Origin of the sequence: Anabaena sp. CCY 9402-a (genome assembly GCF_963920945.1) — a bacterium.
Taxonomy (GTDB): domain Bacteria; phylum Cyanobacteriota; class Cyanobacteriia; order Cyanobacteriales; family Nostocaceae; genus Trichormus; species Trichormus minutissimus.
Map to the genome: position 1 here is coordinate 14,027 of NZ_CAWUDL010000005.1, position 26,692 is coordinate 40,718.

Genomic DNA, 26,692 nt, shown 5'->3' on the forward strand with positions numbered 1-26,692 from the left:
GCATGAAGTATGAAGTACAAAGTATAGGTTAAGAATTTTAGATTTTGGATTTTAGATTTTGGATTTTAAATTTTAGATTCAATCCCAATTCCCCAATTCCCCAATCCCCAATCCCCAGTCCCCAGTCCCCAATATCATGATTTACCAAGCACAACCACCTTTAGAATTTATCCCCCCAGCTTTTAATCCTTTATTGCTGCGATTTGTTCACCTGTTTCTACCAACATGGATACGCACTCAAACTCCCATTACCCAAATTGAAGCAGAGAATGTAGAGGTTTTAGCAAATCTCTATCACCAGTTTCAAGAGGGGAAAATCCGCTTTTTGCTTGCATTTCGCCACCCTAAAACCGAAGATCCTTTTGCTTTGGTGTATTTGCTTTCGCAACTTGTGCCAAAGGCAGCACGACAGCAGGGTATAGCATTCAAACATCCAATTCATGCTCATTTTATCTACGATCGCGGTATTCCTCTCTGGGCGGGTGACTATGTTGGCTGGCTTGCGTCAAACTTGGGTGGGACTCCCATTCAACGGGGTAAGGCTGACTGGACGGGATTACGTTCGGCGCGGGATTTGTTCGCCAATGGAAAGTTCCCAATGTCAGCAGCACCAGAAGGCGCGACTAATGGACTTTCAGAAATCATCAGTCCCTTAGAACCAGGAATTGCTCAAATGGGTTTTTGGTGTGCTGAAGACTTGCAAAAAGCTGGACGCACCGAGCAAGTTTTAATTGTACCAGTCGGGATTAAATATAGTTATGTCGATGCTCCCTGGAATGCGATCGCTCAACTTTTAGATGACTTAGCAGTTGCTAGCGGTTTACCTGTAGATACAATTCCAGACAGCCAAATTCCCAATTTAGAGTCAATGTATCCGCGTCTATTGACTTTGGCTGAACACTTACTGTCTTTGATGGAACAGTTTTATACGCGTTTTTATCATCTTAAGTTGTCTACTGTCCCAGAGGAAGTTACAGACCGCAATCAAGCCTTAGCATTAAGATTACAAGCTTTATTGAGTGCAGCCTTAGAAATAGCGGAGCAGTATTTTAATGTACAACCAAAGGGACAAGTTAGCGATCGCTGTCGGCGGGTAGAGCAGGCTGGCTGGAACTATATATTTAGAGAAGAGTATAAGGATATCAAAGGATTATCTGCTGTCGAGAGAGCATTAGGCGATCGCGTGGCAGAAGAAGCCAATGCTAGAATGTGGCACATGAGATTAGTAGAAAGTTTTGTGGCTGTTTCTGGTAACTACATCCGCGAAAAACCCACAGTAGAAAGATTTGCCGAAACCGTTTTAATCTTGTGGAAAATGATTGCTCAAATTCAAGGCGATAAATCTTTTCAACGTCCAACCTTGGGTAAGCAACGGGTAAAATTAACGATTGGTGAACCGTTATCTGTATCGGAATGTTACCCAGTGTATAAAGAGAGTCGCTTAGGCGCGAGACAAGCTGTTGCTGATTTAACGAATGATTTACAAAAAGCGATGGAGAATTTGATTTGATGAATTAGCCCTAGCCCAAAACGATACTTTTTTCCCGTTAAATATGCTGTAACTATTTGATAGCAAGAGCTATTGTAGCATTTATTAATTGCCATAATGGAGAAAGAAATATCTGGACGTTCAACGAGTATTCTGATAAAAAATGAAGGATGGAAGAATACGAAAGACATAAAAATCAATACTAACCAAAGAAGAAAGTTTTAAAAACAACCTTGTTGCTATAAATCATAAGTTTTTACTGGTAAAGTATATACATCTCTTTTACCTCACGGTTCAATAGTAAAATGTCCTCAATGATATTTCCAAATGTTGAAAGCATAGTCGAGCAGTTATCAAAGATTAAGGTAGATAAAAACATTGCTATACAATAATCATTTCTGAATATAGAAAATAAAAAGAGGAATAGCCTATTTCCGTGGCGGGGACAATTTTCGCCTCAGTTAGTTGAGTATCTTTTAGCAAAAAACACTTCTGATAATTTTTGTATATTAGATCCTTTTTGTGGAGGTGGAACTACTTTATATGAATCAGCAAGAAAAAATTTTTCTTGCTATGGAGCAGATGTAAATCCTGCGGCATATTTTTTTTCATCAATAGTTAATTTTAGCGAAATTGACTCAGGTGATAGACAGTTTATTTGTAGAGAAATTAGAAGCTTAGTCAGTAAAAATATTTCTTATTTTGAAAAAGATTCATTATTAAAATATGACACTAAAGACATTGTTGATTTTCAAGGAGAATTACTTAATTTTTATAAGGAATGCCAAAATTCTTTTTACAATCGCATAATTGTAACGCTCTCTGTTATGTTAGCAATGGGTGATCAAAACATAGCAAAGCCTGAGAATTTTTTCAAGTCACTCAATTCAGTTTTAGATACGATACAAATGCTTCCTTATAGTAAAAAAAAATATTCTGTATTACTTAGTGACGCTCGTAATTTAGAAGTAATCAAAGATTCAACTATAGATTTAATACTTACATCTCCCCCTTATATAAACGTATTCAATTATCATCAAAACTATCGAAAAGCACTAGAAATACTAGGATGGAAGCCACTACAGGCAGCAATTTCAGAGATCGGTGCTAATAGAAAACACAGAGGTAATAGATTCCTGACAGTAATTCAATACTGTATGGATATGTGTAGTGCTTTTTTGGAAATGAGAAGGGTATTAGGTGAAGAAGGTAAGGCAATTATTGTAATTGGGCGAACGTCCTCTATTAGAGGAGTAAGTATTGAAAATAGTCTACTAGTAGTAATTATAGCTTTAGGTGTTGCAGGATTTGCTGTAGAAAAGTGGCAAGAAAGGTTTTTTACAAACCGCTTCGGAGAAAAGATTTATGAAGACATATTTACGCTAAAGCCTGAGAGTAGCCCAGTGTCTAATTATCTTGAAATTGCACGCTCTGTTGGCGTTTGGGGACTACAGAGATCGATTAAACAGGCAGAGGGAGATGTTAAAACAGATATAGATAGCGCAATAGCTTTTGCCTCTCAAGTCCAAATTTCTCCAAGGTTAAGCCTTGAAGTCCCATCCAGTTAGCACTTAAGTACAGGATGTGTTAAAAATTCACTATTAACGTAAAAAATACAGTAAACATGGTTAAAGTTCAAAAATCATCTGCTCATGGAGATAAGCTTAAAAAGCTATTAGACAATAATAAGCTTCCTTCTCTGGACAAGCATAAGGTAGAAGAAGCTCTAAACAAATACAAAAATTGGGTAGATGAACTCAATAGTTATAAGCTATTAGGTGATGAGCTTTTAAAGTTCATGATTGACAAATTAAATGAATATAAAAATTTTATTGATATAGATTTAATATTCGATTCAAAAGAGGATTTCCTGTATAGACAAAAGGGGCAATTAAAACTTGACAACACAATTTTAGAAGAGTTTTTACCAAGGCTGTTTGATATTAGGTTAGTCCCTGGCTTTGGCAGACTGCAAAATTTTGAGTGCGGCTCGAAAACTTCTTTTGCTGGTTTAAGCTTTAATTCTCCATTTATAGCTCTTCAAGATGGAGGAGCATTTATAAAAACAAAGGATCAAGATTTCTCCGTGAGTAAGTCACACCAAATAATTATTAAAGAGAATCCACCAGGGCAAGATATTTTCACAGCAACTATAGAAGTTTCTTATTTTGCTACTGAAATAAAAACTAATTTAGATAAGACTATGTTTCAGGAAGCATCTCAAACTGCAAATGAATTGAAAAGAGCGGTTTCTGGTTGTAAATACATACTCCTTTGTGAGTGGCTTGATATGACTCCTATAAATACAAAACTTACTTCTATTGATGAGGTGATTATACTCAGAAAAGCAAAAAGAATTTCATCTAATATACGAAGTGAATTTGCAACTGCTAATGGAAGAAGACAAAATAGAGACATATATATCAATTATGTTAATGAACATCCTCTTAACTTAGATTGTTTTAGGAGATTTATTTTTCACTTGAATGAATGCTTTCCTGATTATGGACATGATCGGGCAGAAGTTGTGCTTGATAGAAGATATTTTTAGTGCGATGGAAATTATGATATTAAACCATTTTTATATAAATAAACTAATTTCTAAGCTTTATATTTAGACTCGCCTGTTAACAAGGCTGCTAAATTATAATCCCAATTATGCGGAATACGCTCTAAAATACCAGAACCAAATACTTTATCTAACTCTAAATAATCTAGGTGAACATAACCTATATGACAATGGCAGGTTTCATTAATGCAAGTACGTTCAAAGAGTGAATCCTCCCAGTTATAATCATAAATATTACCAATGGGTGATTTGATAAAATGGCAGCGTTTTATTGTTCCTTCACCATCAATAGAAATCAATGATTTGCCAGCACGGCAAGTTTTACCTAAACTGGGATAATGTTGAGTATTTAGTTCATAGAATGGGTCGATAGATTGAAAAAAAGCTCTGTCTTCTTGTGATAAATTTGGTAGTTCCTTTTTAACTGCATTAATCCATAAGTAAATGTGAATTGGTAAGTTTTGACGTAAGTAAGTAATCTGTGCTTTGAATTGAGGAAAGCCAACAACGCCAGCACTAAAATTAATGCCACGCTGGTTTAATTCTAAACATTGCGAGAGGAATTTATTACACGTTACCCATTCTGGGTGAAATGTTGCCCAAAATGCCATTTTTGCTTTGTTGCAATCTTCTACCCAATCTAATTTACAGGAAAGATTAGTTTGGATTGCGGCTTTATGAACATGAGGCATTTGGGTTAATTTAACTAATGCTTGTTGATACCATTTATGAATTAAGGCTTCTCCCCAAGGGGTAAATAATATAGAAAATTTATAGTGTGAATTTTGAGCAATCCAGTTAATAAATCTTTCTATTTCTTGTTTATCCGTTGCTAACTCTGCGGCTGATTGTTGTTTTTTGGCGAAAGGGCAATATTCACAACCATAGTTGCAACTGATTAATGAACCGCGATAGAGAATTTTAAGGTGCATGGCTGAATTTGGGTATGAGAATTTATGCACGCAGAGGCGCGGAGAGGAGTAAGAGGTTATTTGAGGTTGTAGGTTTGCATTAGTTGGTTGACTTGTTCTGAGAATAGCCAAGCACCTATGGTGTCTGAATATTCAATTCCTTTTTCGGTTAAACACAATATTTGTTCTGGTTGTGTGGCTAATTGCAAATCTATGAGTTGTTTTAATTCGGGGAAATCAGTATAGATATTGCTTTGGAATCTTTGCTGATAGGCGGTGAGATTTATACCTTCATTAGACAATAGAGATAATAAAATGTAGCGGCGATGCTGTTCTTCAATATTTAATTGAAAGCCATAGGTGGCGTAGTCGAAGGTTTCATCGGGTGTTTGTATATAGGCTTGCAAAATATCGCGGACTTCTTTTGAACCCACCGCATATTCATTGGAATAATGCAAGGTGTCTGTGTAGGAACGTGCGCCGCAACCTATTCCTACCATACCGTCGGCTTGACAGCAGTAGACGGGAGAGGCGGGAGATAAGGGAGACACGCGTTGGAACATTCGCATGGAAATTTGGGTGTATCCTTCTGAGATGAGGAGCGATCGCCCTTCACGGTAAGATGATATACGGATATCGTCCCATTCTTTGTCTGAACGTCCTAAACCTGTGAGGGGTCGGACGTATAAGGGATATAGATAAATTTCTTCTGGTTGGAAGCGTAATGCAGACCGTATTGATTGTAACCATGTATCTACGGTTTGTCCGGGTAGTCCGTAAATTAGGTCAATGTTAATTGTGGGAAAGCCAGCTTCGCGCATTCTTGTAAGTGCGGCTTCTACTTGGGGGATGGTTTGGCGGCGTTGGGTGGCTAGAACTTCTGATTCAATGAAACTTTGTACGCCAATACTAGCTCGATCAATGCCGCGATCGCGCAATAGTTGTAATTTATCTTTATCGGCTGTCTCTGGTGACATCTCGACGGAAACGGGGATTTGTTGTAAGTTAGCACCCATCGTTTCTTCGGCTATGTTGAGTATTGTTTCTAGGTGGTGTATGGGTAACTGGGTTGGTGTCCCGCCACCTAATGCAAATCTGGCAAAGGATGCTTTTCCTAGTGCGGCTTTGACTCTTTGTGCTTGTCGTTGAATGGTGCGGATGTATTGGGTAACGAAGTCTTCGTTATGGGTGACTGTGGTAAATAGGTTACAAAATCCGCAGCGCATTTCACAAAATGGGATGTGAATGTAGAGGAATAGTGATTGTTTATTTTGTTTTGTCCATAGTTGGGTGAGGTTGATGGGTGGGTTTAGGGGTCGATAGGCTGTTTTGTGGGGGTAGGAGTAGACGTAGGTTTGATAGGGGGATTGTTTTAGGAGTTGGTTGAGCATTTTTTGGGATAGTTGGCTTGGTGGAGTTGGATTTTGAAGGTTTCGCGCAAAGGCGCAAAGACGCAAAGAAAGAGGAGAAGAGATTTTTAGTTGGGGAGGATTAATTGTGCGTAGGGAATTGTCCATACTGTGGGGTGGCTGAGACGATGGCCTGTGTAGCCATTTTCGCCGTAGGTTGTGCCATGATCGGAACTGAGGATGCAGAAGGTGGCGGCGCGTTTTTTTAGTGCTTCCCAGAGTTTGGTTAGGTGTTTGTCTACGTATTCTAAGGCGGCGGCGTGGGAGGCGATGGTGTCTGTTGTCGCGTCGGGGAGATAAAAGTAGTTTGGTTGATGTAGTGCGGAAATATTGATGAATAAGAATAGGCGTTGGGTTTGGGGTGTTGCTTTGAGAATTTTTTCGGCTAGTTTTATCTGATTTTCTGTAGAGTTGGGATCTGTAACACCAAGTTCTTTACTCCAGTGACTTTCTGCAAATAAGGAAGGTAGGACTTTTCCCAAGGGGTTGAGTTTGTTGAAGAAGCCGACACCACCAATACAGACGGTATGGTAGCCTTTGATGGCTAATCCACTGACAATGTTAGAACCTTCTAGTACACACGTTTGCTCTATGGTGGTTGTGCTACCTTCAAACCCTAAAGCAAATAATCTTGGGTGTATTCCAGGTTTAACTGGTGTGGGTAAGAAGCCGGCGAAAAAGGCTTGATGTGCAGCGTAAGTAAAGTTTCCTGGGGAATGGCGTTCTTCCCAGCCAGTTTGCGGTAATACTGCGGCTAAGTTGGGTGTGCGTCCTTGTGCTAACAAGTTAACTGCAACGTCATAACGGAGAGTATCGAATGTGATAAAGACTATGTCGTGTGTGCCGACGATTTGATTCATGTCAAGCATTTGTTTGTCTCTCTAAAACTGCTTGCACTTCGCTTGTGTATGTGTCGAAGCCATTCCAGAAAATTCCGGGTAATAAATCACCAAAGGTGTTGATTTCTAAAATGGCATGGCGGTGAAAGTCTGGGAAAATTAATAAATCAATTCCGCAATATAAGCTGTTAGGAAATAATGCGGCTGCGGCTTCACAGGTTTTTTTCATCTTCTCCCAGTTCTCATGTCCAACTTTAGCTAAAAATTCTGCTGTATCTCCCCGTTCGTTACCTAGGTGTAGATTAGTCATGGGACTTTTGCCTAATCTGACTACTATGTGTTGTGCTTCTGTGTTAATGACAACTACACGCACATCAAACGGATGTCCTTGAATTTGTGCTTTGGGAAGCCATTCTTCTACTTGCACGCCTTCAGTAGTCAATATATTAATGATGTCGGTAATTTCTTCGTGGTTGGTATAGTGATGAATTTTACGGGAGTTGTAAAGTTGGGTTTGCCCATTTTGGCGGACTCGTTCTACAGTGGTGATGGCAGATTGTCTCTGAGAATTGGCACGATAAGCAATCACTCCAGAGGCAGATGAACCATGAGATAGTTTGATGAATACCCGTTCCAACCCCTGAATTTGCATCTCTTCTCTTAAATGCTCATAGTTGTGAATTACACCCAAAGAACGCGGAATTGGGATATTGTGATGAAAAAAGCGATCGCAACATAATGGCTTATCAAACATCACACTAATATCATAGGGATGATTCATCACTGGCGATAATACTTGCTTTTCCCATTGATGTAATAAATATCGCCAGCCTAAATACCACTGTCGCGGGTAAAGAATCCGTCCTTTATCAAACACTAAATCAGCCGCAGCTTTAGCACTAATACGCTGTTGATTACCTGTATCTGGAACTTCCGCACCAGCCGAAATTATGGCTTTCTCTACCTCAAAGTTTTTCTCTGGCGACTCAAACCGAATAATAGTATTAGGTGCGTTGAATTTTTCTAACGTCTCCCTACCTGCAATCAAATCTGCATAAGATACAACGGTTGCAGATGGTAAATCAAAATGTGCTAGTGCTTGTTGCATAAAGCCAACCCGACGATTTTCCAGGTTGGCGATGATGACACAGTTAAACATTAGTTTACTTACCCAATCCCCAGTCCCCTTTACTCAGCAACAGCACAATAACGTTCTTCGTCGTATTCGTCTTCTCCTCTTTGTCCATTTATCATGATTTGAACATGAAAATTTCCCTGTTGTTCTTCTACAAAGCTGATAATTTCTTTTGATAGATAGTTTTCAGACAGATTGAGAATATCTAATTGCTGTACAACAGGATTTTTTAGGAGTAATTCTGCACCTACATCACTAAGAGTTCCCATTGATAAATCAATAATTCTGATGGTGTTGAGTAGGGGAGAACGTACTAATGCTTCTGCAATATCATCAGAATATTCGCTATTTCTTAACCCTAAATAATCTAAATTAGAAAACTTTTGTTCAATCAGTATAGGGTTGAGGTCTACAATGGAGGAGTCGCCACCATAGTTATCTGAACCTAACCATAATTCCAAATGCTGTAATTTTGGTAAGTTCAAGGCGCAAATCTGGTTAATCGTTGCACTACTCAAACCGCCAGTTTCAATAATCAGTGCTTTTAAATGATCATGTCCAACGAAGGGACTAAAAGCTAAACCCTCACCGCCCCGGACTTGCAATACTTCTAAGTTAGGATAAGCTTCTAGGATGGGGCTAATATCACTCTGCATAATCCAAGAGATTTCACTCTCTTCAGAGTGGATATCGCCAATAAATACTGCTTGCAAACTTGTCAGTTGATCTTTAGCAGATACCAACGCTTCAATTACACCCTGGGAACTATCATTAGGCATATCCCCATCCCAAAGGCCAAAAACTAAAGCTTGCAGATGATTTGCTTGCTCATCTTCTAGCAGTTTTGCTAGTTTATCTACAGCGTTTTCTTCATCATCATATTCACATCTGATTGCATAAGCTGTACCTACAGGATCGCTGATTCCCATCTCTGGATTAAATTCTACTACTGGTCGGTTTGCAAAGGTGGTAGTATATTCACCTCGATAACCTGGATATTTCTGCAAACGTTCTTGAAGATGCCATTGATTGTTTGTCATGATGCCTTTACCCCTGGGTAGGTAATAAGTTTCACCATAAATCTATGTGAATATGCTAATTTTTGCCAATATACTTGGGATTTAATTAATAGTACATTTGTTTCACTTTGTTGTCTAGCCTAGGAGAAACGAATAGTAGGGGTTACTTTTGCGTTATTGTAGTAGCGATCGCAGGAAAACCAACTGATTCACCATTTCCTCCGCTTCCATACTGGCTACTAATGCCAATATCAACTATTGCTACCATGTTTTTTGACTTGCTATCGGCGATCGCTTCTCCATTGTTCTATCGTATGTTATCTGCGCGGACGAAAAAAAAGCGATCGCCTAACAATAGAGCGATCGCTTAATATTATCGAAAGTATGATTTATTTGATAATTCCCGACACAGCCATCACTTCAGGTTCTGTGATTTTCGGAGAAATAAATCCCTTCGCATATATGCCGGGATTGGTTTGGGCAATTTCTGTATAAGATTGACGTATCTGAGTATTGATAGCTACAGTCTTCACATCGTACATCTGGGTCGCTATCTTGGGATAAACACCAACACCAATAATCAATACCAAGAAGCAGGCGGCGATAAAAACTTCTCTGACACTGGCATCTCTATATACTGCTTGGCTAGGTAGTAAGCAGTCTGTACCAAAACAAGCTGTTCCTTCGTCCTCATTGTTTTCATAAGCAGCGTTATTAATGTTGCAGGAGAGTTCTGCACCACTACCGTAAAATACCTGTCTCAACATCGACAGCAGATAAATTGGTGTGAGGATAACTCCCACGGCGGCGAGGAATACCATCACTGTGCAGAAGGTGGGACTGTAGATGTCGCTAGTGGTGACACCGACAAATACCTGAAGTTCACTCACAAAGCCACTCATCCCAGGGAGTGCTAAGGAAGCCATTGCACCGGCGGTAAACAAGGCAAATACTTTAGGCATGACTTGACCAATACCACCCAGATTGTCCATAGTCATTGAGTGGGTGCGGTCATAAGTGACACCAGCCAGGAAGAACAACACGGACGCAATTAAACCGTGAGACAGCATTTGTAGCATTGCACCACTTACACCCACATCGGTAAAGGAAGCGATACCCAACAGCACAAATCCCATGTGAGACACAGAGGAATAGGCCAGGCGGCGTTTCATATGGGTTTGGGCAAAGGAGTTTAAAGCACCGTAAATAATATTGATGACACCCAAAGTTGCTAAGACAGGCGCAAAGTAAATATGGGCATCAGGCAGAAGTTCTAAATTAATGCGGATTAGTCCATATCCGCCCATTTTTAAGAGTACACCCGCCAATATCATTGACACGGGAGCAGAAGCTTCACCGTGGGCATCCGGCAACCAGGTATGTAGAGGGAAAATCGCCAGCTTGACACCAAAAGCAATTAATAATCCGGCGTACAGTAATAACTCTAAAGCTAGGGGGTAATTTTTCGTACCCAGTTCTACAATATCAAAGGTGGTGTTGTCACCATAGAGAGCCATTGCTAGCCCAGCTATGAGAATAAAAATGGAAGCGGCTGCGGTGTAGATTAAGAATTTTGTGGCAGCATAGCGGCGTTTTTGACCGCCCCAAATAGATACTAGTAAATATACGGGAACTAGTTCTATTTCCCACATAATAAAGAACAATAGTAAGTCTTGGGCAACGAATACCCCTATTTGTGCCGAATACAGCACCAACATTAAGAAATAAAACAGGCGCGGCTTCAGGTCAACTTGCCATGCAGCCAACATCGCTAGGGTTGTGACAAATCCAGCTAGCAGTACAAGCGGCATCGAAATGCCATCAACTGAAACAGCCCAGCTAAAACCCAACTGAGGTATCCAGGCATAATTCTCCGCAAGTTGAAAAGTCGGACTGCTAGCATCGTAATGCCGCCAAAAAGTGTAGCACATCAAAACAAAATCCGCGATCGCTACACCTAGGGCATACCATCTCACCAGCTTGCCATCTTTATCTGGCAGCACGGGAATGAGCAAGGAAGCAACGAGTGGCAGTAGAATAATCGCGGTTAGCCAAGGAAATCCATCAGCCATCATGGTAGTGAGCAAAAATACTTAATGTGTGAATAACACCATTGTATTAAAGTTTGTGAACTTATCCAAATAAATCTTTACCATACCTGAGCATAGAGAGAATCTATTGAAGGGGACAGGGGATAGGGGACAGGGGACAGGACAGAAGCCTTATCAAAAAATCAAATAGCAGTCCGATAGTTAGGAAAGTGTCAACACAAAGATATACCTCTAGAGAAAAATTCTTTAGGGGTTTTTTACATAGCGATTTTTTTGTAAACAGAATTACAGATTTTCTTCCTAGTAGCAGAATATAACAAACTAAATTTCTGACTACAGAGAGTGGGAATAAAAGATAACTAAATTTCAATATTAAATAAACCGAACATTTTTACTTTAACAATTGAATTATTTAGAAAAATGACCTTTTTTAATTATTCAGATCCGCCTCTACGTTGCAAACAAACAACTGTAGATACACATGAATTAGAAGGAAGTGTGTTTGTTAATTGGCAAATTGGCAAAATTAAGCTTTATTCCACTTTTTATACTTGCATTGATCAAGCTTGTATATTTTGGAGTTTATTGCTTATCCCTATGTTTGTCACTGCCCAGTTTTTGCCGATTAGTTGGAGTTTGCAAGCTGCTTTGTGGTCATTACTTAGCTGTATTGGTATAGCTGTGATGGTAATTTGGACTCGTTACTGGGTAAAAGTGCGACAAGTTAGCTGGGTTTTATATTGCTGGGTGATATTCATGCTGTTGGGGGTGATATTAACTGATTTGGGTATTTTCTTAGGCTGGAGTGTCATCTTGTTAAATTTGTGTCCCTTGTGGTTGGGATTGAGTGCATTTGGCTACTTCTGTACTGCTTTGGGAGTGCGATCGCGTGCTTTAATCTTCGTAGGTATACTGCACTTACTCTTGATTTTCGTTTTGCCTTATATATTAGCTTGGCAATTTCTCTGCACTGGTGCTTTGATGGTTTTTTGCTTATTACTACTAGCTGAATTCCAGTGGGATGGACTGTAACAAGTATGATGTTTCGCCTTCCCTATTCCCATTTTTCTACGTTACATCTACTTAAAGTAGTAAACAGACTAGGATGATTTCTGTCTTCCGGTTTATGAATTCTGAGCGAACAGTGCTTATAGTTAAGTTCGTAGGTGGTAATACACCTCATTATGTAAGTGAGGCTAACAATCATGTTAATGTGTTTATCTGTAAACTATTCTTGTATCCATTTACCAGAAATCTGCAATTGCTATTCTGAATAATTCCATCATTGCAGAGGGAATCCTTGGAAATTTCCCAAGTAGCGTCGTAAACTTTGGAAATTCATCATAACTATACCAATCTGAATATTACAGATTGATTTTCCTTGAGAAAGAAAACTATGTTTGAGTTGCCATCATGCTCAGAAATGCTCTAGGAGACTAAAAGAGCAATAAAATTTTCTCTTTAGCACGCTAAGAGACTTATTGTTGGGCAACAAAGTTAAAGTCAACCAAGGTTGGCTAGATAATTATTTGCGTTGTAGATATTACCTCATAACAAATGATGAGGCTGATAGTAAAAGTCTTGTAAATAAGACTGATAAAGGCTTGTAAGCTACTTAATTAATGTTGATATATAAAGACAGAGAATTGGTTCTCTGATGGGATATTGGATAGGTTTAATCTGTTTACTTTGCTGAATTAGTTGGTTCTTATTTTCTATCTACCTTTATGGGGTGAAGAAACTAAGAGCTAATATCAATTTGTCAGAATATGACAACATATACAAACACGAAAATTTTCATGGAATCTTATTCGCTTAATTACGCAAGCGTTAGCCTTGTCACAGGCTATTACGCAGGCGCACAACTTTTTTACAAAGCCGCAGGCTATTACGAATTACGCATTACGCATTACGAATTGAAACCTGAGTCTGTTATTGAAAAAGGGGGAGAGGAGGTGACATTGACTCGCTCAACGTAAGTGAGGTTTTTGAGGGAGTTTGAGCGTTCTCCTCTATTTTCTCTAGACGCTACCAACGCTAGAGCTAGAAGGAAACTAATTACCGGATGGGGTAATGTTTCCTTGTTCCCCTGCGCTGATTATATCAATAATCAATCATAATTTTTGCTAATGTCAGCATCATTTTTGGGGTTGACACTGTTATTTATGCCTGGGGAAATAGGTATTAAGTCTTTCGATAACTAAAACTAGTGTTTTGGACTTTATAGTGAGCTATAACACCTGCCTCCATAGCTGTATTTTTTCAAAAATCTATCAATGGAAGGTGCAATACTGTGAACACTTTACCCCGCCAAGAAAATAATTTTTGGCATCAGTCAAATGAGCCGATTCCAGAGCAACTTCCCATACTAGAAGCTAACGAGTTTCTTCCCCACCTTGGTAAATGGACAAGTATCGGTGTAGGGGTAGTATTAAGTATCTTTGTAGCTGGGGTTGCTCTCACATCCGTTCTGAAATACAACGTGACTGTTAAAGTACCTGCAACTATTCGTCCTGTAGGAGATATTAAGCTTGTACAGTCACTAATTAGTGGCAAAATTGAAAAAATTGCTGTGACAGAAAATCAAACAGTAGCACCTGGAGAAGCTATTGCTTATATTGATAGTTCCCGTCTGCAAAATCAAAAGAGTCAACTAACAAATGTCATTCAGCAGAGTCAATTACAATTCAATAAAATTGATGCTCAGTTGCGAGAAATAGATACTCAAATTGCTGCACAGACAAACTTAAATAGCCGGATTGCGATCGCTGCACAAGCTGAACTCAGTGGCACACAACGCAACTATACAGATCAGCAAATTACAGCTATGGCTGATATGGGACAGGCGCAAGCCGCCTTAACTCTAGCTAGGGTACAACGCGATCGCCTGCAACGCGAAAACCTCTTGAAAGCCACAATCCAAGAAACGATAGCCGCCTTGGACTTAGCCAAAGCACAACGCGATCGCCTGCAACGGGAAAAGCTCTTAACAACAAATATCCAAGAAGCCGAAACAGCCTTAAAGTTAGCGAGAGAACAACGCGATCGCCTCCAACGCGAAAACCTCTTAACGGCGACAGTAGGGGAAACAGAAGCCGCCTTGGAATTAGCCAAAGCACAACGCGATCGCCTGCAACGGGAAAAGCTCTTAACAACAAATATCCAAGAAGCCGAAACAGCCTTAAAGTTAGCTAGAGAACAGCGCGATCGCCTGCAACGAGAAAACCTCTTAACAGCAAATATCCAAGAAGCCGAAGCCGCTTTGAATTTAGCTATAGTACAGCGAGACAGAATGCGTCCGGTAGTTGCATCAGGTGCGATCGCGCGTAATGTATATGAGGAAAAAGTACAAGCAGTAAAATCAGCACAGGCGAAACTCGAACAAGCCAGAACTAACGCTAAAAATCTTTTAGACGAAAAAGAACAAGCGGTGATTTCGGCTGAAGCGAAACTAGCACAAGCCAAAGCTAATGCTAAAAATCTCCTGGAAGAAAAAGCACAAGCGGTTATTTCCGCCGAAACGAAACTAGCACAAGCCAAAGCTAATGCTAAAAATCTCCTAGAAGAGAAAGAACAAGCGGTTATTTCCGCCGAGGCGAAACTAGAACAAGCCAAAGCTAATGCTAAAAATCTCCTAGAGGACAAAGCGCAAGCGGTGATTTCGGCTGAGGCGAAGCTAGAACAAGCCAAAGCTAATGCTAAAAATCTCCTAGAAGAGAAAGAACAAGCTTTAACAACTGCACAAACCAACGTAGTTAAAGCTAACACTGCCCTTAATCCCAGTAATGCCCCTGTTACTGTCGCATCTGAACGAATTAAACAAGAACAGGCTAAAGGTGAGGTTACCTTAGCGGCTTTAAATAAAGAAAGAGAAACACTGCTACAACAACGCCTACAATTCCAAACACAACTAGATAGAACCCGCAAAGAACTACAACAAACTGACAACGACATCAATCAGAGTGTAATTCGCGCACCCATTGCGGGGACAGTGTTGCAGTTGAATTTGCGTAACTCAGGCCAGGTAGTGCAACCGAGTGAAGCGATCGCACAAATTGCTCCCATTAATGCCCCCATACTAATTAAAGCTAACATCCAGTCTCAAGACATTAATAAAGTCAAACCCGGCCAACAAGTCCAGATGCGGGTTTCTGCTTGCCCCTATCCAGACTACGGCACTCTCAAAGGCACTGTGAAAACCATTGCCGCCGATGCCCTACCCATTGCCAACAATACTTCATTACCCAGCCCTCCCAAAGCTGGCTATGAAGTCATTATTGAACCCCAAACCCCCTACGTTGGTAGAGGTGCAAGGCAATGTCAACTCAAATCAGGCATGGAAGGACAAGCCGATATTATCTCTCGCCAAGAAACTGTCCTCCACTTCATTCTCCGTAAAGCCAGATTAATTGCAGATATGTAGGGAGTGCTGAGTAATGAGTAATGAGTAGGGAGTAATGAGTAATGAGTATAGGACTTACGCAACTGGCATATTTTTCATGTAGGGTGTGTGACGCTGCGAAAGTATTTGAACGTAGTAATGAGACTTATAGCGTCACGCACCAACTATCAATTGTGACACTTACGTAAGTCCTGGAGTAATGAGTAGTGTTAGCGGTAGCGCGGCGTTTAGCCGGTGCTGAGTAGTTAGTAGGAAAGGGAGATTTTACCTTAATGTCCAATAAATACCCCAGTCAATAGTCAACATCTTTCGTTGTTCATTTTGAATTTTGAATTATTATGTTTGGTTTCAAAAAGAATTACCCGTGTGTTTTACAGTTCAGTGAAGAAGACTGTGGCGCAGCTTGTCTAGTGACAATTTGCAGGCGTTATGGACGCTTTTTAAGTTTAAATAAAAGCCGAGAAGCAGTAGGAACAGGACAATTAGGTACAACTTTATTAGGTCTTAAACGCGGTTCTGAAAATCTCGGTTTCAATACCAGAGCCGTGAAAGCGTCACCGGAAATCATTGACAGAATCAAAGAACTACGTTTGCCAGTTATTATTCACTGGCAGGGCTACCACTGGGTAGTTTTACACGACAAGCGGGGGAAAAAGTATGTCATAGCTGATCCTGGTGTCGGTCTGCGTTATGTCAGTAAGGAAGAGTTAAAAGCCGCCTGGAATGGGGTCATGCTCTTAATTGAGCCAGATCCCAATCGTTTTTCTCAACAACCCCAAGAAAAACCCCAGGCGGGTTTTGTACGGTTTTTTCAGCGTCTTTTACCCTATCGTGGGCTACTATTCCAGGTTTTTATGCTCAACATTGTTATGGGCATCCTGGGGTTAGGTACTCCTGTTCTGATTCAAATACTGACAGATGATGTCTTAGTTCGTGGAGATACCCAGCTACTAACTGTTGTAGTCACAGCCGTTGTGGTCATGACTTTATTTGGTAGCACTCTGGAATTATTAGAATCGACCATGATTGCTCATTTTGGGCAACGACTGCAATTAGGACTAGTGTTGGAATTTGGACGCAGAATATTACAATTACCCTTAACTTATTACGAAGCTCGGCGTAGTGGGGAAATCACCAGCAGACTCAGAGATATTAATGAAATTAACCAATTAATATCACAGATTGTAGTTCTGTTACCTAGTCAGTTTTTCATTGCGGTTATTTCTTTTGGCTTGATGCTCTTTTATAGTTGGCAGTTGGCGATCGCCGTAATTTTAATTGGCGGTTTAATGAGTTTATCCACCTTGCCACTTTTACCAGTCCTGCAACAAAAGACGCGGAATCTATTAGTTTTGGGTGCAGAAAATCAAGGTGTGTTAGTAGAAACCTTTAAGGGCGCACAGGTGCTAAAAACTACAAATGCCGCGCCGCAATTTTGGGATGAATTGCAAAGTCGTTTTGGTCGTCTAGCTAATCTCACTTTTAGCACTATTCAAATTGGCATTATTAACAATACTCTCGCTAAATTCCTATCTACAATTGGCGGTGTGGTCTTACTGGGTCTAGGCAGTATGCTGGTGGTTCAGGGACAATTAAGCATTGGTCAAATGTTGGCTATTAATGCTCTCCAGTTTAATGTTTTGGCATTAATAGGTACTTTAGTGGGTTTAGTTGATGAATATTTTCGCTCTCAAACTGCTGTTGCTCGGCTGTTAGAAGTGATTGATGCAACTCCAGAAGAGGATGAAAAAATACAAAAGCCTGTTGCACAAATAGCGGGTGATACAGATATTCGTTTTTCCCATATCAACTTTCACCACCCTGGTAGAGTTGATTTATTAGAAGATTTTTCTCTAAAAATCCCTGGTGGTCAGGTTATTGCTTTGATTGGTAAGTCAGGCTGTGGTAAGAGTTCTTTAGCGAAACTCATGGCGGGTTTATATCAACCCAATTCTGGCAATATCCGCATTGGTTTTTATAATATTCACGATTTATCCCTTGATTGTTTGCGACAGCAGGTAGTTTATATCCCCCAAGAACCACATTTTTGGAGTCGCTCGATTTTAGAAAATTTCCGTTTAGGAACACCACATATTCCTTTTGAGGAAATTGTCACAGCTTGCCATGTTGCTGATGCCGATGGTTTTATTAGTCAACTACCTAGCAAGTATCAAACCGTGTTAGGAGAATTTGGGGCGAATCTCTCTGGTGGACAAAAACAACGATTAGCGATCGCAAGAGGGGTGATGACTAATCCACCTGTACTAATTTTAGATGAAGCAACTGCTGGATTAGACCCAGTTAGTGAAACGCAAGTTTTAGATCGCCTCTTAGAACACCGCCAAGGTAAAACCACAATTTTAATCACCCACCGTCCTAGCGTAGTCCAGCGTGCTGATTGGATTGTTTTGCTAGATCAAGGTAAAGTCCAAATGCAAGGTACTCTGGAAAGTTTACTTGCTCAACCGGGAGAACATTTAAAGTTTTTATCTGTGTAAATCAATATAATTTACTTTACGGAAGGGAACTGCTAAATAACAATTCAAAATTCAAAGCATATCCCTATTTTTCTTTTTGTGTGGGCATATTGACTGCCATAAATCTTAACTTTTCGCCGGACATCCATCCCAAAGCATGGATAATCTATATCTTCACGGCTAAATAATTATTGATAGAGAATAACCTCGATTTCTTAGGAAACACGGTTTTTTTATATAAACAACAGAAATATTATAATCAGTTTTTATACTAATAAATTGGTTGTTTATTGATATATTTTCATGAATCAAAAGAAATAAAACTAAGATAATCAATTCTATCTTTAGAACAATTTAAATTATCAGTAAATATCTAATAATAAAAACATAGGTGATTCAACACCTAAATACGTAAGTGAGGTAAAAATTTCATGTTACAACAAATGACTTTATCAGATTTAATTGTGGATCTCTCCACAAACGAACAACAACTTCTAGCTGGCGGACAATTCTTTGATGATAGCAGCGAAGATGATGAGACAACCTCCTCATCCAGTACAGGTAGAGATGGCTTAGATAGTGCTGGTGTTGGTACTACTCGTGTCTACAGAATTAGTAGCACTGGCCTCGTAAGAGTACGTCGAGTACGTTAAAAATGGCGGTTTGTGGTGGGAGGAGAAGACGCATAAAACTACTCATCATTAATTAACTTGAGTAAGTTTTATTAGTCTGATATATTCTCTAAATTCATTAGTTAAACGACTTAGGGAACGCAAGGCTAGATATTAAAAATATTATCTAGCTTTCTTCCTCTTTCTTAATTTCATCAACAAGTTAAAATAATATTTTTCAGTCAAAAGCTAGATATTTAATAAAATTTTTTATATCCATAGAGTAAGTTATTTTTTTGCATTTATTTAATAATAAAAACATAGGTGCTATACACCTATGTAATGTAAGTGAGGTAAAGAATTATGTTGAATCAAACAATTGCAACCGACTTATTAACCGATTTATCCACAGATGAACAGCAGTTTCTATCAGGAGGGCAACAAGGAGGTTTTACAGGCGGATCAGGAGGAGATCGAAGATGCTTCAGATTTAGAAGATGTGTCAGGAGATGCTTCCGATTTGCTTAAGGAGTATAAAACTAACTAGTACAGCACGGCGTCAATCAACCTACAATTTCAAACACGCAAAAGTCTTGATATATGAGCCTGTTGATTTCCTCCTTGCGGTGCTACTTCCGTAATTGAAACTTTAATGTTGCACCCACACAGGTTTTTTACCTGCGTGGGTGCTATTTGTTTACTGAAATTAATTATCCAAAAATAATCAATATTCTCCAAATAGAAACTTTTAAAATAAATGCTTTGATGCAATATCTAAAGATAGAATGTTAACCTATTTTTTTTATACCTAAAGGATATTTTTTTTAATAAAAAATAAATATATAAAAGAAGTATAGGTGATTAACACCTATATAACGTAAGTGAGGTAAAGAATTATGTTGAGTCAAACAATTGCAACCAACTTATTAACCGATTTATCCACAGATGAACAGCAACTTTTATCTGGTGGTAGATGGAAACGGTACAAAGGTGGTTGCGGTGTTGGTAATGGTGGCGTTGGTAGTGCTGGTGTTGGTAGTGAAGATGTTGAAGAACCAACTTGCCCAGCATTACCTACTAAAGCACGTATGGTTATCGGTCACATCATAACAGTCAAGCCATTTGCTAAGTGCTTAAATGGTGGCATTAGCACTGGCAATGGTATGGAGGACTAATAGATAAGATTTCCATAACTCACTCAAAATAAATCAAACTTTGAGTGAGTTTGGAAAATGTTATCTGTTCTTTGATTAAATCAACGGAACAGAGATGCTAAGACTAGTAGTCTGTCAAGGCATAATTGACGAATAGTTGTTCTGTATAGACGTCGATTTATCAAGTCTTACCAACCGTCAAAGTAGGTTTGACAGACCACTAGGTACTACACCTAACACGTAGTTTTTTACTTCTCCATGACTCCAGTTGCCACTAGTTTTAACTAATTGGTACTCGTACATTTGAGAAGAAGTTAACACAGTAATTGCCATTTTGCACCCATAAAGGTATTTCTCCTATATGGGTGCTTATATATTTTCTCAGGTGTTAATCATTGAAGGACTTAGAAGAAAAAATATTCATAATATTATTTTAAGCCAAAAGATACATATTTATTTGGTATTTCTATAACTATGGAATATTTAAAAAATTTGCCTAATTTCTAATAATAAAAATGTAGGTTTTACACACCTATTTAAGTAAGTGAGGTAAAGAATTATGTTGAGTCAAACAATTGCAACCGAGTTATTGCTGGATTTATCGACAGAGCAGCAAGAATTTTTAGTCGGTGGTCAATTTTCAACTATAGCACCACAAGATCAAATGCCCATAATCGGTCTTCCTCAACAAGACGAAGAAGATTGTCCTTGCGGTGATAAAGGCGGTTACGGTCAAGGGATGATGATGGGTCAAAGTGGCTATGGGACAGATAGTGGTCGCGGTTGGAGAATCCAACTGCGCGGACGTATTTACAAATAATAAATTGGTGTAACTCAAAAACTAATTGGTTTCATAGAGACGTGACAATGCAACGTCTCTACTTTTTTTTTAGGTATTAAGTTTTTCTGCATCGAGGATTTTGGAACGTTCCCAAACCCAGTCTTGTATAATCGGGTTGACTACTTCAGGTGCTTCATCTTGAGGGCAATGTCCTACGCCTTCTAAGGGAATAAATTTCAAGACTTGGGGATAATTGGCTAACTCTCTACCTAAGTCTATATTTTCCCAGGGGTCGGCTGTTCCCCACAGGATAATTGCTGGACAAGGTAGATGGGGTAAAAGGTCTTCTGGCAGAGGCCCTGTAGAATATGAGGTGAAAGCTAAAAATACAGCTACAGCACCAGGGTCTTTTGCTGGTGCGGTGAGAATGTCTACTAACTCATCTGTAACTATCTCCGCGTTAGCGTAGGCTTGCAATAAAATTTTTCGGACTGTTTTTGGCTGTGCGACTTGATTAAAAAAGAATTTGCCAATTGCTTTGATAGATAATATGCGTTGTAGTATCGGTGTGCCAAAACGACGAGACCAAGGTAAAGTTTCTCGTTTGCGATCGTGCAATAATCGTAGAGAACAGTTAATTAAAGTAATTCCCAGTGCAATGTCTGGGTTACTCACGGCTGCTTGCATCACTACAATGCAGCCAATAGAATTTCCTACTAAAAAAGCTGGTTCACCTACTACTTCGCGACAGAAATCTGCTACTTGCTGTCCCCAGTTTTCTAGTGTGTATGCCATTTCGACTTCTGGTTGTGGTTTAGCTGAAGCACCGAAACCAATTAAATCTATTGCATAAACACGGCAGTTTTCGGCTAACACGGGAATATTTTTTCGCCAATGCAACCAAGAAGCCCCAAAGCCATGTACTAGAACCACAGATGGCCCTGTATTTCCTTGAGTTTGATAGCAAATTGGGAAGCCTCGCCAAGTCCAGGTTTTTGGAGAATCAGAGTTGATGGTCTGAGTAGTCATGAGAAATTACGAATACTAAAAAATTTATGCTTCAAATTTCAAAAATAAAAAGCCCAAAGGCATGAGTAATTCTTGATAAATATCATTTTAAACTTTGAGCAAAATTTATCAAGTGATCAGCCTAGCGATCGCATAATAACATCATGCTCTCTATCCCTTATCTTCATCTAATTTATCAAACATAGAACTAAATATTTTCTAGTTTAATTTTTGACAAATTTATAACTCAAAGCAATAATTTTGCCAGGCGTATTTCTTGATATCAAGACTGGATAATACATCATTTATCCAAAATTTTATGAAAATAACACAAGTGCAAATTCAGTAGTTTTACAAGTTGCGTATCTGAAATCTGCTTATAAGATATATTGAATGTTAAGCATCTGCTAACGGGTGGTTTGCATCTAAAAAATTGACGCAAAACTTAACCTACATTTTTATTGCTAGTACCTTCCAGAGAAAGAAGATGGCTAGAACTGAAACAATTGATACTCCTGTTGGTGGTTATGCACCAGATTTTGAACTGCCAGGCATTCACAATCAAGTACACCACCTTAGACGTTATTTAGAAAATTTCCGTGTAGTTGGTGTCATTTTTATGTGCCACAACTGCCCTTATGTAAATTTATATCTCAATAGACTAAAAGAAATTCAAGCGGAATTTCAAGCAGACGGATTTATATTAATTGGGATAAATGCCAGTGATCATACTGGGTTTCCGGGGAACAACTTGGAAAGTATGAAGGTTTTTGCGGAAAACCACCAGTTGAGCTTTCCTTACCTATGGGATTCAACCCAAGATGTGAGTCGGAGTTTTGGCGCGATCGCTACACCGATGGCGTTTCTGGTAGACAGTCATGGTATATTGCGATATAGAGGACAGATTGACAATCATCCTCACGAACCATTAGGTACGGGCGAAGACTATCTCAGAAATGCGATCGCAGCCTTGTTTAAAGGTGAAGAAATCACCACACCTGAAACAGAACCAGTAGGCACTTCAATAATCTGGCGGATATAGACATAGATAGTCATACTACTGCTATCTTAAATTGGAGGCAATTGCAACTTTTTTGATAAAGCGTGATTTCATGGGAACGACGAATTACCGACGGGTTTTACTTAAACTGAGCGGTGAAGCCTTAATGGGCAACATGGGCTATGGCATTGATCCAGAAGTGGTCAAAGAGATCGGCCAAGAAATAGCAGAGGTGATAGCCGCAGGCGTTCAGATAGCCATCGTCGTGGGTGGTGGCAACATCTTTCGCGGGATGAAAGCAGCATCGGCGGGGATGGACAGGGCAAACGCTGACTACATTGGCATGATAGCCACAGTGATGAATGCTATGACACTGCAAGATTCACTAGAACGTATAGGAGTACAGACGCGGGTACAAACTGCGATCGCTATGCAAGAATTAGCAGAACCATATATTCGTCGTCGCGCCATCCGTCATCTTGAAAAAGGTCGGGTGGTTATTTTTGGTGCAGGTTCTGGAAATCCATTTTTTACTACAGATACTACAGCAGCATTGAGAGCTGCGGAAATTGATGCAGAAGTAATTTTTAAAGCTACTAAGGTAGATGGTATATACGATGCTGACCCGGAAATTTATCCGAATGCAAAACGTTACACTAGTCTGACCTACACCCATGTTTTAGCGAATGATTTGCGGGTAATGGATAGTACCGCGATCGCCTTGTGCAAAGAAAACAATATCCCCATTCTAGTCTTTGACCTAACAGTGCGTGGCAATATTCGCCGGGCAGTTTTAGGAGAATCTATCGGTACCCTTGTGGGAGGTTCGTGTGAAATTAGCTGACGCTCAAAATAAAATGCAAAAAACTGTTGAGTCCACTCAACAAGCATTTAACACAATCCGCACTGGCCGCGCTAATGCCAGTTTGCTAGATAAAGTATTGGTGGACTACTACGGTTCACCTACACCCTTAAAATCACTGGCCAATATCAGTACCCCAGATGCTACAACCGTCCTGATTCAGCCCTACGATAAAAGCAGCTTAAACATAGTTGAGAAGGCAATTTCCCTCTCAGATGTAGGTTTAACACCCAGCAACGACGGTTCGGTAATTCGCTTGAATATACCACCATTAACTAGCGATCGCCGTAAAGAACTAGTCAAAATAGCTGCCAAGTACGCTGAAGAAGGTCGCGTAGGGATTCGCAACATCCGCCGTGAGGCGATAGACTCCATTCGCAAACAAGAGAAAGCCTCAGAGATTTCTGAGGACGAATCCAAAGACCAACAAGATAAACTGCAAAAACTGACCAACCAGTACACGACAAAAATTGACGAGTTACTGGCGGAAAAAGAAAAAGATATCAGCACTGTCTAAATAGGGGACAGGGGACAGGTGACAGGTGACAGTAAAGCCTTTCCTGTAATTGATGGGAGGAGGGGAAGAGGTCAAAGGGAAAAGGCGAAAGAAATTTTCTTTTTCCCTGGAGAACTTTTCCCTTTTTTCTGGGTTTATTAATTTTGAATGCAAGAATTTTGAATTGCTTATGTACGACACCATCATTGTTGGTGCTGGGCCTGCGGGTGGAACAGCAGCATATCATTTAGCTAAAAAAGGGCGTTCAGTATTAATTTTAGAAAAAGAATCCCTACCTAGATATAAACCTTGTGGTGGTGGCGTGTCACCTGCGATCGCTGACTGGTTTGACTTTGACTTTAGCCCAGCAATTTCCTTAAAAGTGGACTCAATTCGCTTTACCTGGAACTTAAATGATCCGGTAGAAGCGAAAATCACCACCAAAGAACCAGTTTGGATGGTGCGACGAGATATTTTCGACCATTTTTTAGTCCAGCAAGCCCAGAAACAAGGTGCTGAACTGCGCGACAACACAGAAGTTACAGGTATTGAATTTAACAGCGACCATTGGCAAGTCAATACAGTCAATGGTCAGGTCGCAGGTCGCTACCTCATCGCCGCAGATGGTGCAAAGGGGTCAATGGCAAAATGGTTAGGCTTCAAAGATCGTAAACGCAGACTAGCAGGGGCTTTAGAAGCGGAAATTCCGGCTGATGTGGAAGACAAATCGACAATTCACGTTGAGTTTGGTTTAGTGAAAAACGGCTATATTTGGAACTTCCCTAAAGCTGATGGTTATTCCATTGGAGTAGGCACTTTTATTGGTGGAGAACCCCAAAACTTTAAGAAAATTGTGGCTGAATATGCCCAATCATTTAATGTAGATGTGAAAAATAGTCAGCAATATGGTCATCCGCTTTGCGTGTGGGATGGTAATCAAAAGCTGCATACTCAAAATGCTGTTTTAGCTGGTGAAGCGGCTTGTGTAGTTGATCCCATATCAGCTGAAGGTATTCGTCCCTCGATTTTTAGCGGTTTAGTAGCTGCTGGGATGATTGATCAAGCACTTGCTGGTGATATTAACGCTTTAGAACAATACACCGAGATCATCCATGAAAGATGGGGTTCGGAAATGGCTTGGGCAAAAAAATTAGCCGGAGCATTTTATCGCTTTCCTGGTGTTGGTTATCAAGTTGGTATTAAGCGTCCTTCTAGTCCCCAAATCATAGGTAAAGTTTTATGTGGTGAACTTTCCTATAGTAATGTCGCTGGACGCGCACTAAAAAGATTAATCCCTGGGTTTAAAGGTTAAATGCTCATACATAGACATCTGGTAAAAAAGTAGAGACATAGAGACGTAGCAGTGCTAGGTCTCTACAGGTTTCAGGATAACTTTATTAGCCTTGCCATAGGCTATTACGAATTACGTAAAGCCTGCGGCATAGCTGCGCTTAGAGCGTAGTGGGGCGGAGCATCGTTACGAATTACGAATTACGAATTACGAATTCTATCTATTGGTTCTGATAGAAGTAGGCTAATTTTGCTAACGTGATGACATAGGGGTTAGCTAGGCACACAGAGGTATATCATGGCTAATTTAAATATTCGTCGCCCCCAAAATGTTGCAGGCGATTTTTATGTTGATACTAGCTGTATTGATTGTGATACCTGTCGCTGGATGACTCCTGATGTATTTTATCGTGTTGATGAGCAGTCAGCAGTGCATCATCAACCAACAACTGAAGCGGAAAGATTAGCAGCATTGCAAGCACTTTTGGCTTGTCCTACTAGTTCTATCGGGACAGTTGAAAAGCCAAAAGATATTAAAATTGCTCAACAAAGTTTTCCCATTTTAGTAGATAAAAATGTTTACCACTGTGGCTATCATTCAGAAAAATCCTATGGTGCTGCTAGCTATTTAATTCAACGTTCAGAAGGAAATATATTGGTGGACTCTCCCCGGTTTGCGCCACCGTTAGTTAAGCGGATAGAAGAAATGGGGGGAATTCGTTATCTGTATCTGAGTCACCAAGATGATGTGGCAGATCATCAAAAGTTTGCTGAACATTTTCAGTGCGATCGCATTCTTCACACTGACGATATTGGTGCGGGTACTCACGATGTAGAAATGCAGCTAACAGGTTCTGAACCATTTGTGCTTGAACCAGATTTGTTAATTATTCCTGTTCCTGGTCACACTAAAGGACACACAGTTCTACTTTACAAAAACCAGTTTCTGTTTACTGGCGACCATCTCGCTTGGTCAGAAAGGTTGCATCAGTTGGCTGCATTCCGTGATTACTGCTGGTATTCGTGGTCAGAACAGATTAAATCGATGCGAGAGTTGGCAAATTACACCTTTGAGTGGGTGTTACCAGGACATGGGCGGCGATTTCATGGTAATGTCGAGACCATGCGTCAGCAGATGCACAAGTGTATTGAATTGATGGAAAGCTTGTAATTTGGCTTTGGGTGGAAG

General features: G+C 39.9%; 21 protein-coding genes. 14 read left to right on the forward strand and 7 right to left on the reverse strand.

Going from position 1 to position 26,692, the window contains the following annotated elements:
• Positions 1–136: 136 nt before the first annotated feature.
• From ACM0OR_RS03235 to ACM0OR_RS03245, 3 genes are all read left to right on the forward strand, one after another.
• The gene (locus ACM0OR_RS03235) at positions 137–1,510 is read left to right on the forward strand and encodes a 1-acyl-sn-glycerol-3-phosphate acyltransferase (protein WP_414574969.1); all 1,374 of its coding nucleotides are present in this window, start codon (positions 137–139) and stop codon (positions 1,508–1,510) included.
• Positions 1,511–1,893: 383 nt separating this feature from the next.
• Positions 1,894–3,057, forward strand: coding sequence for a DNA adenine methylase (locus tag ACM0OR_RS03240; RefSeq protein WP_414575043.1), 1,164 nt, complete (start codon positions 1,894–1,896; stop codon positions 3,055–3,057).
• Positions 3,058–3,113: 56 nt separating this feature from the next.
• Complete coding sequence (locus ACM0OR_RS03245; RefSeq protein ID WP_414574970.1) at positions 3,114–4,040, forward strand: Bpu10I family restriction endonuclease; 927 nt, start codon at positions 3,114–3,116, stop codon at positions 4,038–4,040.
• Positions 4,041–4,090: 50 nt separating this feature from the next.
• Here the strand turns inward: ACM0OR_RS03245 and ACM0OR_RS03250 are convergent, their stop codons facing one another.
• The 6 genes from ACM0OR_RS03250 to ACM0OR_RS03275 form a co-directional block, all read right to left on the reverse strand.
• The gene (locus tag ACM0OR_RS03250; RefSeq protein WP_414574971.1) at positions 4,091–4,990 is read right to left on the reverse strand and encodes an STM4011 family radical SAM protein; all 900 of its coding nucleotides are present in this window, start codon (positions 4,988–4,990) and stop codon (positions 4,091–4,093) included.
• Between the two features lie 56 nt (positions 4,991–5,046).
• A complete protein-coding gene (locus ACM0OR_RS03255; RefSeq protein ID WP_414574972.1) occupies positions 5,047–6,486 on the reverse strand; it encodes an STM4012 family radical SAM protein in 1,440 nt (479 codons plus the stop codon).
• The gene (locus tag ACM0OR_RS03260; RefSeq protein WP_414574973.1) at positions 6,447–7,247 is read right to left on the reverse strand and encodes an STM4013/SEN3800 family hydrolase; all 801 of its coding nucleotides are present in this window, start codon (positions 7,245–7,247) and stop codon (positions 6,447–6,449) included. The genes ACM0OR_RS03255 and ACM0OR_RS03260 overlap by 40 nt, the downstream gene beginning before the upstream one ends.
• The gene (locus tag ACM0OR_RS03265; protein ID WP_414574974.1) at positions 7,240–8,376 is read right to left on the reverse strand and encodes an STM4014 family protein; all 1,137 of its coding nucleotides are present in this window, start codon (positions 8,374–8,376) and stop codon (positions 7,240–7,242) included. The genes ACM0OR_RS03260 and ACM0OR_RS03265 overlap by 8 nt, the downstream gene beginning before the upstream one ends.
• Positions 8,377–8,405: 29 nt before the next feature.
• Positions 8,406–9,392 (reverse strand): STM4015 family protein, encoded by a 987-nt coding sequence (locus tag ACM0OR_RS03270; RefSeq protein WP_414574975.1) that lies wholly within the window; start codon positions 9,390–9,392, stop codon positions 8,406–8,408.
• Positions 9,393–9,760: 368 nt separating this feature from the next.
• Positions 9,761–11,446 (reverse strand): NAD(P)H-quinone oxidoreductase subunit 4, encoded by a 1,686-nt coding sequence (locus ACM0OR_RS03275; RefSeq protein WP_414574976.1) that lies wholly within the window; start codon positions 11,444–11,446, stop codon positions 9,761–9,763.
• Between the two features lie 396 nt (positions 11,447–11,842).
• On the opposite strand from ACM0OR_RS03275, the gene ACM0OR_RS03280 reads away from it, so the two are divergent.
• The 6 genes from ACM0OR_RS03280 (at position 11,843) to ACM0OR_RS03305 (ending at position 20,886) form a co-directional block, all read left to right on the forward strand.
• Entirely contained in the window at positions 11,843–12,454 is a 612-nt protein-coding gene (locus tag ACM0OR_RS03280; protein ID WP_414574977.1) for a hypothetical protein, read from the forward strand.
• Between the two features lie 1,261 nt (positions 12,455–13,715).
• On the forward strand, positions 13,716–15,845 hold the full coding sequence (locus ACM0OR_RS03285; protein WP_414574978.1) for an HlyD family efflux transporter periplasmic adaptor subunit: 2,130 nt from the start codon (positions 13,716–13,718) through the stop codon (positions 15,843–15,845).
• 317 nt (positions 15,846–16,162) lie between these two features.
• Positions 16,163–18,322 (forward strand): peptidase domain-containing ABC transporter, encoded by a 2,160-nt coding sequence (locus tag ACM0OR_RS03290; RefSeq protein WP_414574979.1) that lies wholly within the window; start codon positions 16,163–16,165, stop codon positions 18,320–18,322.
• Between the two features lie 410 nt (positions 18,323–18,732).
• Positions 18,733–18,954 (forward strand): hypothetical protein, encoded by a 222-nt coding sequence (locus ACM0OR_RS03295; RefSeq protein WP_414574980.1) that lies wholly within the window; start codon positions 18,733–18,735, stop codon positions 18,952–18,954.
• A gap of 854 nt (positions 18,955–19,808) precedes the next feature.
• A complete protein-coding gene (locus tag ACM0OR_RS03300) occupies positions 19,809–20,087 on the forward strand; it encodes a hypothetical protein (RefSeq protein WP_414574981.1) in 279 nt (92 codons plus the stop codon).
• A 538-nt stretch (positions 20,088–20,625) separates the two neighbouring features.
• Positions 20,626–20,886, forward strand: coding sequence for a hypothetical protein (locus ACM0OR_RS03305; RefSeq protein WP_414574982.1), 261 nt, complete (start codon positions 20,626–20,628; stop codon positions 20,884–20,886).
• 69 nt (positions 20,887–20,955) lie between these two features.
• Here ACM0OR_RS03305 and ACM0OR_RS03310 read toward each other — a convergent pair whose 3' ends face one another.
• Positions 20,956–21,876, reverse strand: coding sequence for an alpha/beta fold hydrolase (locus ACM0OR_RS03310; protein ID WP_414574983.1), 921 nt, complete (start codon positions 21,874–21,876; stop codon positions 20,956–20,958).
• Positions 21,877–22,342: 466 nt separating this feature from the next.
• Between ACM0OR_RS03310 and ACM0OR_RS03315 the strand changes: the two genes are divergently transcribed.
• The 5 genes from ACM0OR_RS03315 (at position 22,343) to ACM0OR_RS03335 (ending at position 26,674) form a co-directional block, all read left to right on the forward strand.
• Complete coding sequence (locus tag ACM0OR_RS03315) at positions 22,343–22,897, forward strand: thioredoxin family protein (protein WP_190703968.1); 555 nt, start codon at positions 22,343–22,345, stop codon at positions 22,895–22,897.
• A gap of 70 nt (positions 22,898–22,967) precedes the next feature.
• Positions 22,968–23,699 (forward strand): UMP kinase, encoded by a 732-nt coding sequence (gene pyrH, locus ACM0OR_RS03320; RefSeq protein WP_414574984.1) that lies wholly within the window; start codon positions 22,968–22,970, stop codon positions 23,697–23,699.
• Complete coding sequence (gene frr, locus ACM0OR_RS03325; RefSeq protein ID WP_190703964.1) at positions 23,686–24,234, forward strand: ribosome recycling factor; 549 nt, start codon at positions 23,686–23,688, stop codon at positions 24,232–24,234. Before pyrH ends, frr begins: the two co-directional genes overlap by 14 nt.
• Before the next feature lie 169 nt (positions 24,235–24,403).
• Positions 24,404–25,525: a geranylgeranyl reductase family protein gene (locus tag ACM0OR_RS03330; protein ID WP_414574985.1), complete on the forward strand. Its 1,122-nt coding sequence runs from the start codon at positions 24,404–24,406 to the stop codon at positions 25,523–25,525.
• 276 nt (positions 25,526–25,801) lie between these two features.
• Positions 25,802–26,674 (forward strand): MBL fold metallo-hydrolase, encoded by an 873-nt coding sequence (locus tag ACM0OR_RS03335; RefSeq protein ID WP_414574986.1) that lies wholly within the window; start codon positions 25,802–25,804, stop codon positions 26,672–26,674.
• Positions 26,675–26,692 lie beyond the last annotated feature (18 nt).

What these genes read in the sequence shown, in the direction of transcription:
- ACM0OR_RS03235 (WP_414574969.1), top strand. Translation starts at nt 137, where the DNA reads ATGATTTACCAAGCACAACCACCTTTAGAATTTATCCCCCCAGCTTTT.
- ACM0OR_RS03245 (WP_414574970.1), top strand. Translation starts at nt 3,114, where the DNA reads ATGGTTAAAGTTCAAAAATCATCTGCTCATGGAGATAAGCTTAAAAAG.
- ACM0OR_RS03250 (WP_414574971.1), bottom strand. Translation starts at nt 4,990, where the DNA reads ATGCACCTTAAAATTCTCTATCGCGGTTCATTAATCAGTTGCAACTAT.
- ACM0OR_RS03255 (WP_414574972.1), bottom strand. Translation starts at nt 6,486, where the DNA reads ATGGACAATTCCCTACGCACAATTAATCCTCCCCAACTAAAAATCTCT.
- ACM0OR_RS03260 (WP_414574973.1), bottom strand. Translation starts at nt 7,247, where the DNA reads ATGCTTGACATGAATCAAATCGTCGGCACACACGACATAGTCTTTATC.
- ACM0OR_RS03265 (WP_414574974.1), bottom strand. Translation starts at nt 8,376, where the DNA reads ATGTTTAACTGTGTCATCATCGCCAACCTGGAAAATCGTCGGGTTGGC.
- ACM0OR_RS03270 (WP_414574975.1), bottom strand. Translation starts at nt 9,392, where the DNA reads ATGACAAACAATCAATGGCATCTTCAAGAACGTTTGCAGAAATATCCA.
- ACM0OR_RS03275 (WP_414574976.1), bottom strand. Translation starts at nt 11,446, where the DNA reads ATGATGGCTGATGGATTTCCTTGGCTAACCGCGATTATTCTACTGCCA.
- ACM0OR_RS03280 (WP_414574977.1), top strand. Translation starts at nt 11,843, where the DNA reads ATGACCTTTTTTAATTATTCAGATCCGCCTCTACGTTGCAAACAAACA.
- ACM0OR_RS03290 (WP_414574979.1), top strand. Translation starts at nt 16,163, where the DNA reads ATGTTTGGTTTCAAAAAGAATTACCCGTGTGTTTTACAGTTCAGTGAA.
- ACM0OR_RS03295 (WP_414574980.1), top strand. Translation starts at nt 18,733, where the DNA reads ATGTTACAACAAATGACTTTATCAGATTTAATTGTGGATCTCTCCACA.
- ACM0OR_RS03300 (WP_414574981.1), top strand. Translation starts at nt 19,809, where the DNA reads ATGTTGAGTCAAACAATTGCAACCAACTTATTAACCGATTTATCCACA.
- ACM0OR_RS03305 (WP_414574982.1), top strand. Translation starts at nt 20,626, where the DNA reads ATGTTGAGTCAAACAATTGCAACCGAGTTATTGCTGGATTTATCGACA.
- ACM0OR_RS03310 (WP_414574983.1), bottom strand. Translation starts at nt 21,876, where the DNA reads ATGACTACTCAGACCATCAACTCTGATTCTCCAAAAACCTGGACTTGG.
- ACM0OR_RS03315 (WP_190703968.1), top strand. Translation starts at nt 22,343, where the DNA reads ATGGCTAGAACTGAAACAATTGATACTCCTGTTGGTGGTTATGCACCA.
- pyrH (WP_414574984.1), top strand. Translation starts at nt 22,968, where the DNA reads ATGGGAACGACGAATTACCGACGGGTTTTACTTAAACTGAGCGGTGAA.
- ACM0OR_RS03330 (WP_414574985.1), top strand. Translation starts at nt 24,404, where the DNA reads ATGTACGACACCATCATTGTTGGTGCTGGGCCTGCGGGTGGAACAGCA.
- ACM0OR_RS03335 (WP_414574986.1), top strand. Translation starts at nt 25,802, where the DNA reads ATGGCTAATTTAAATATTCGTCGCCCCCAAAATGTTGCAGGCGATTTT.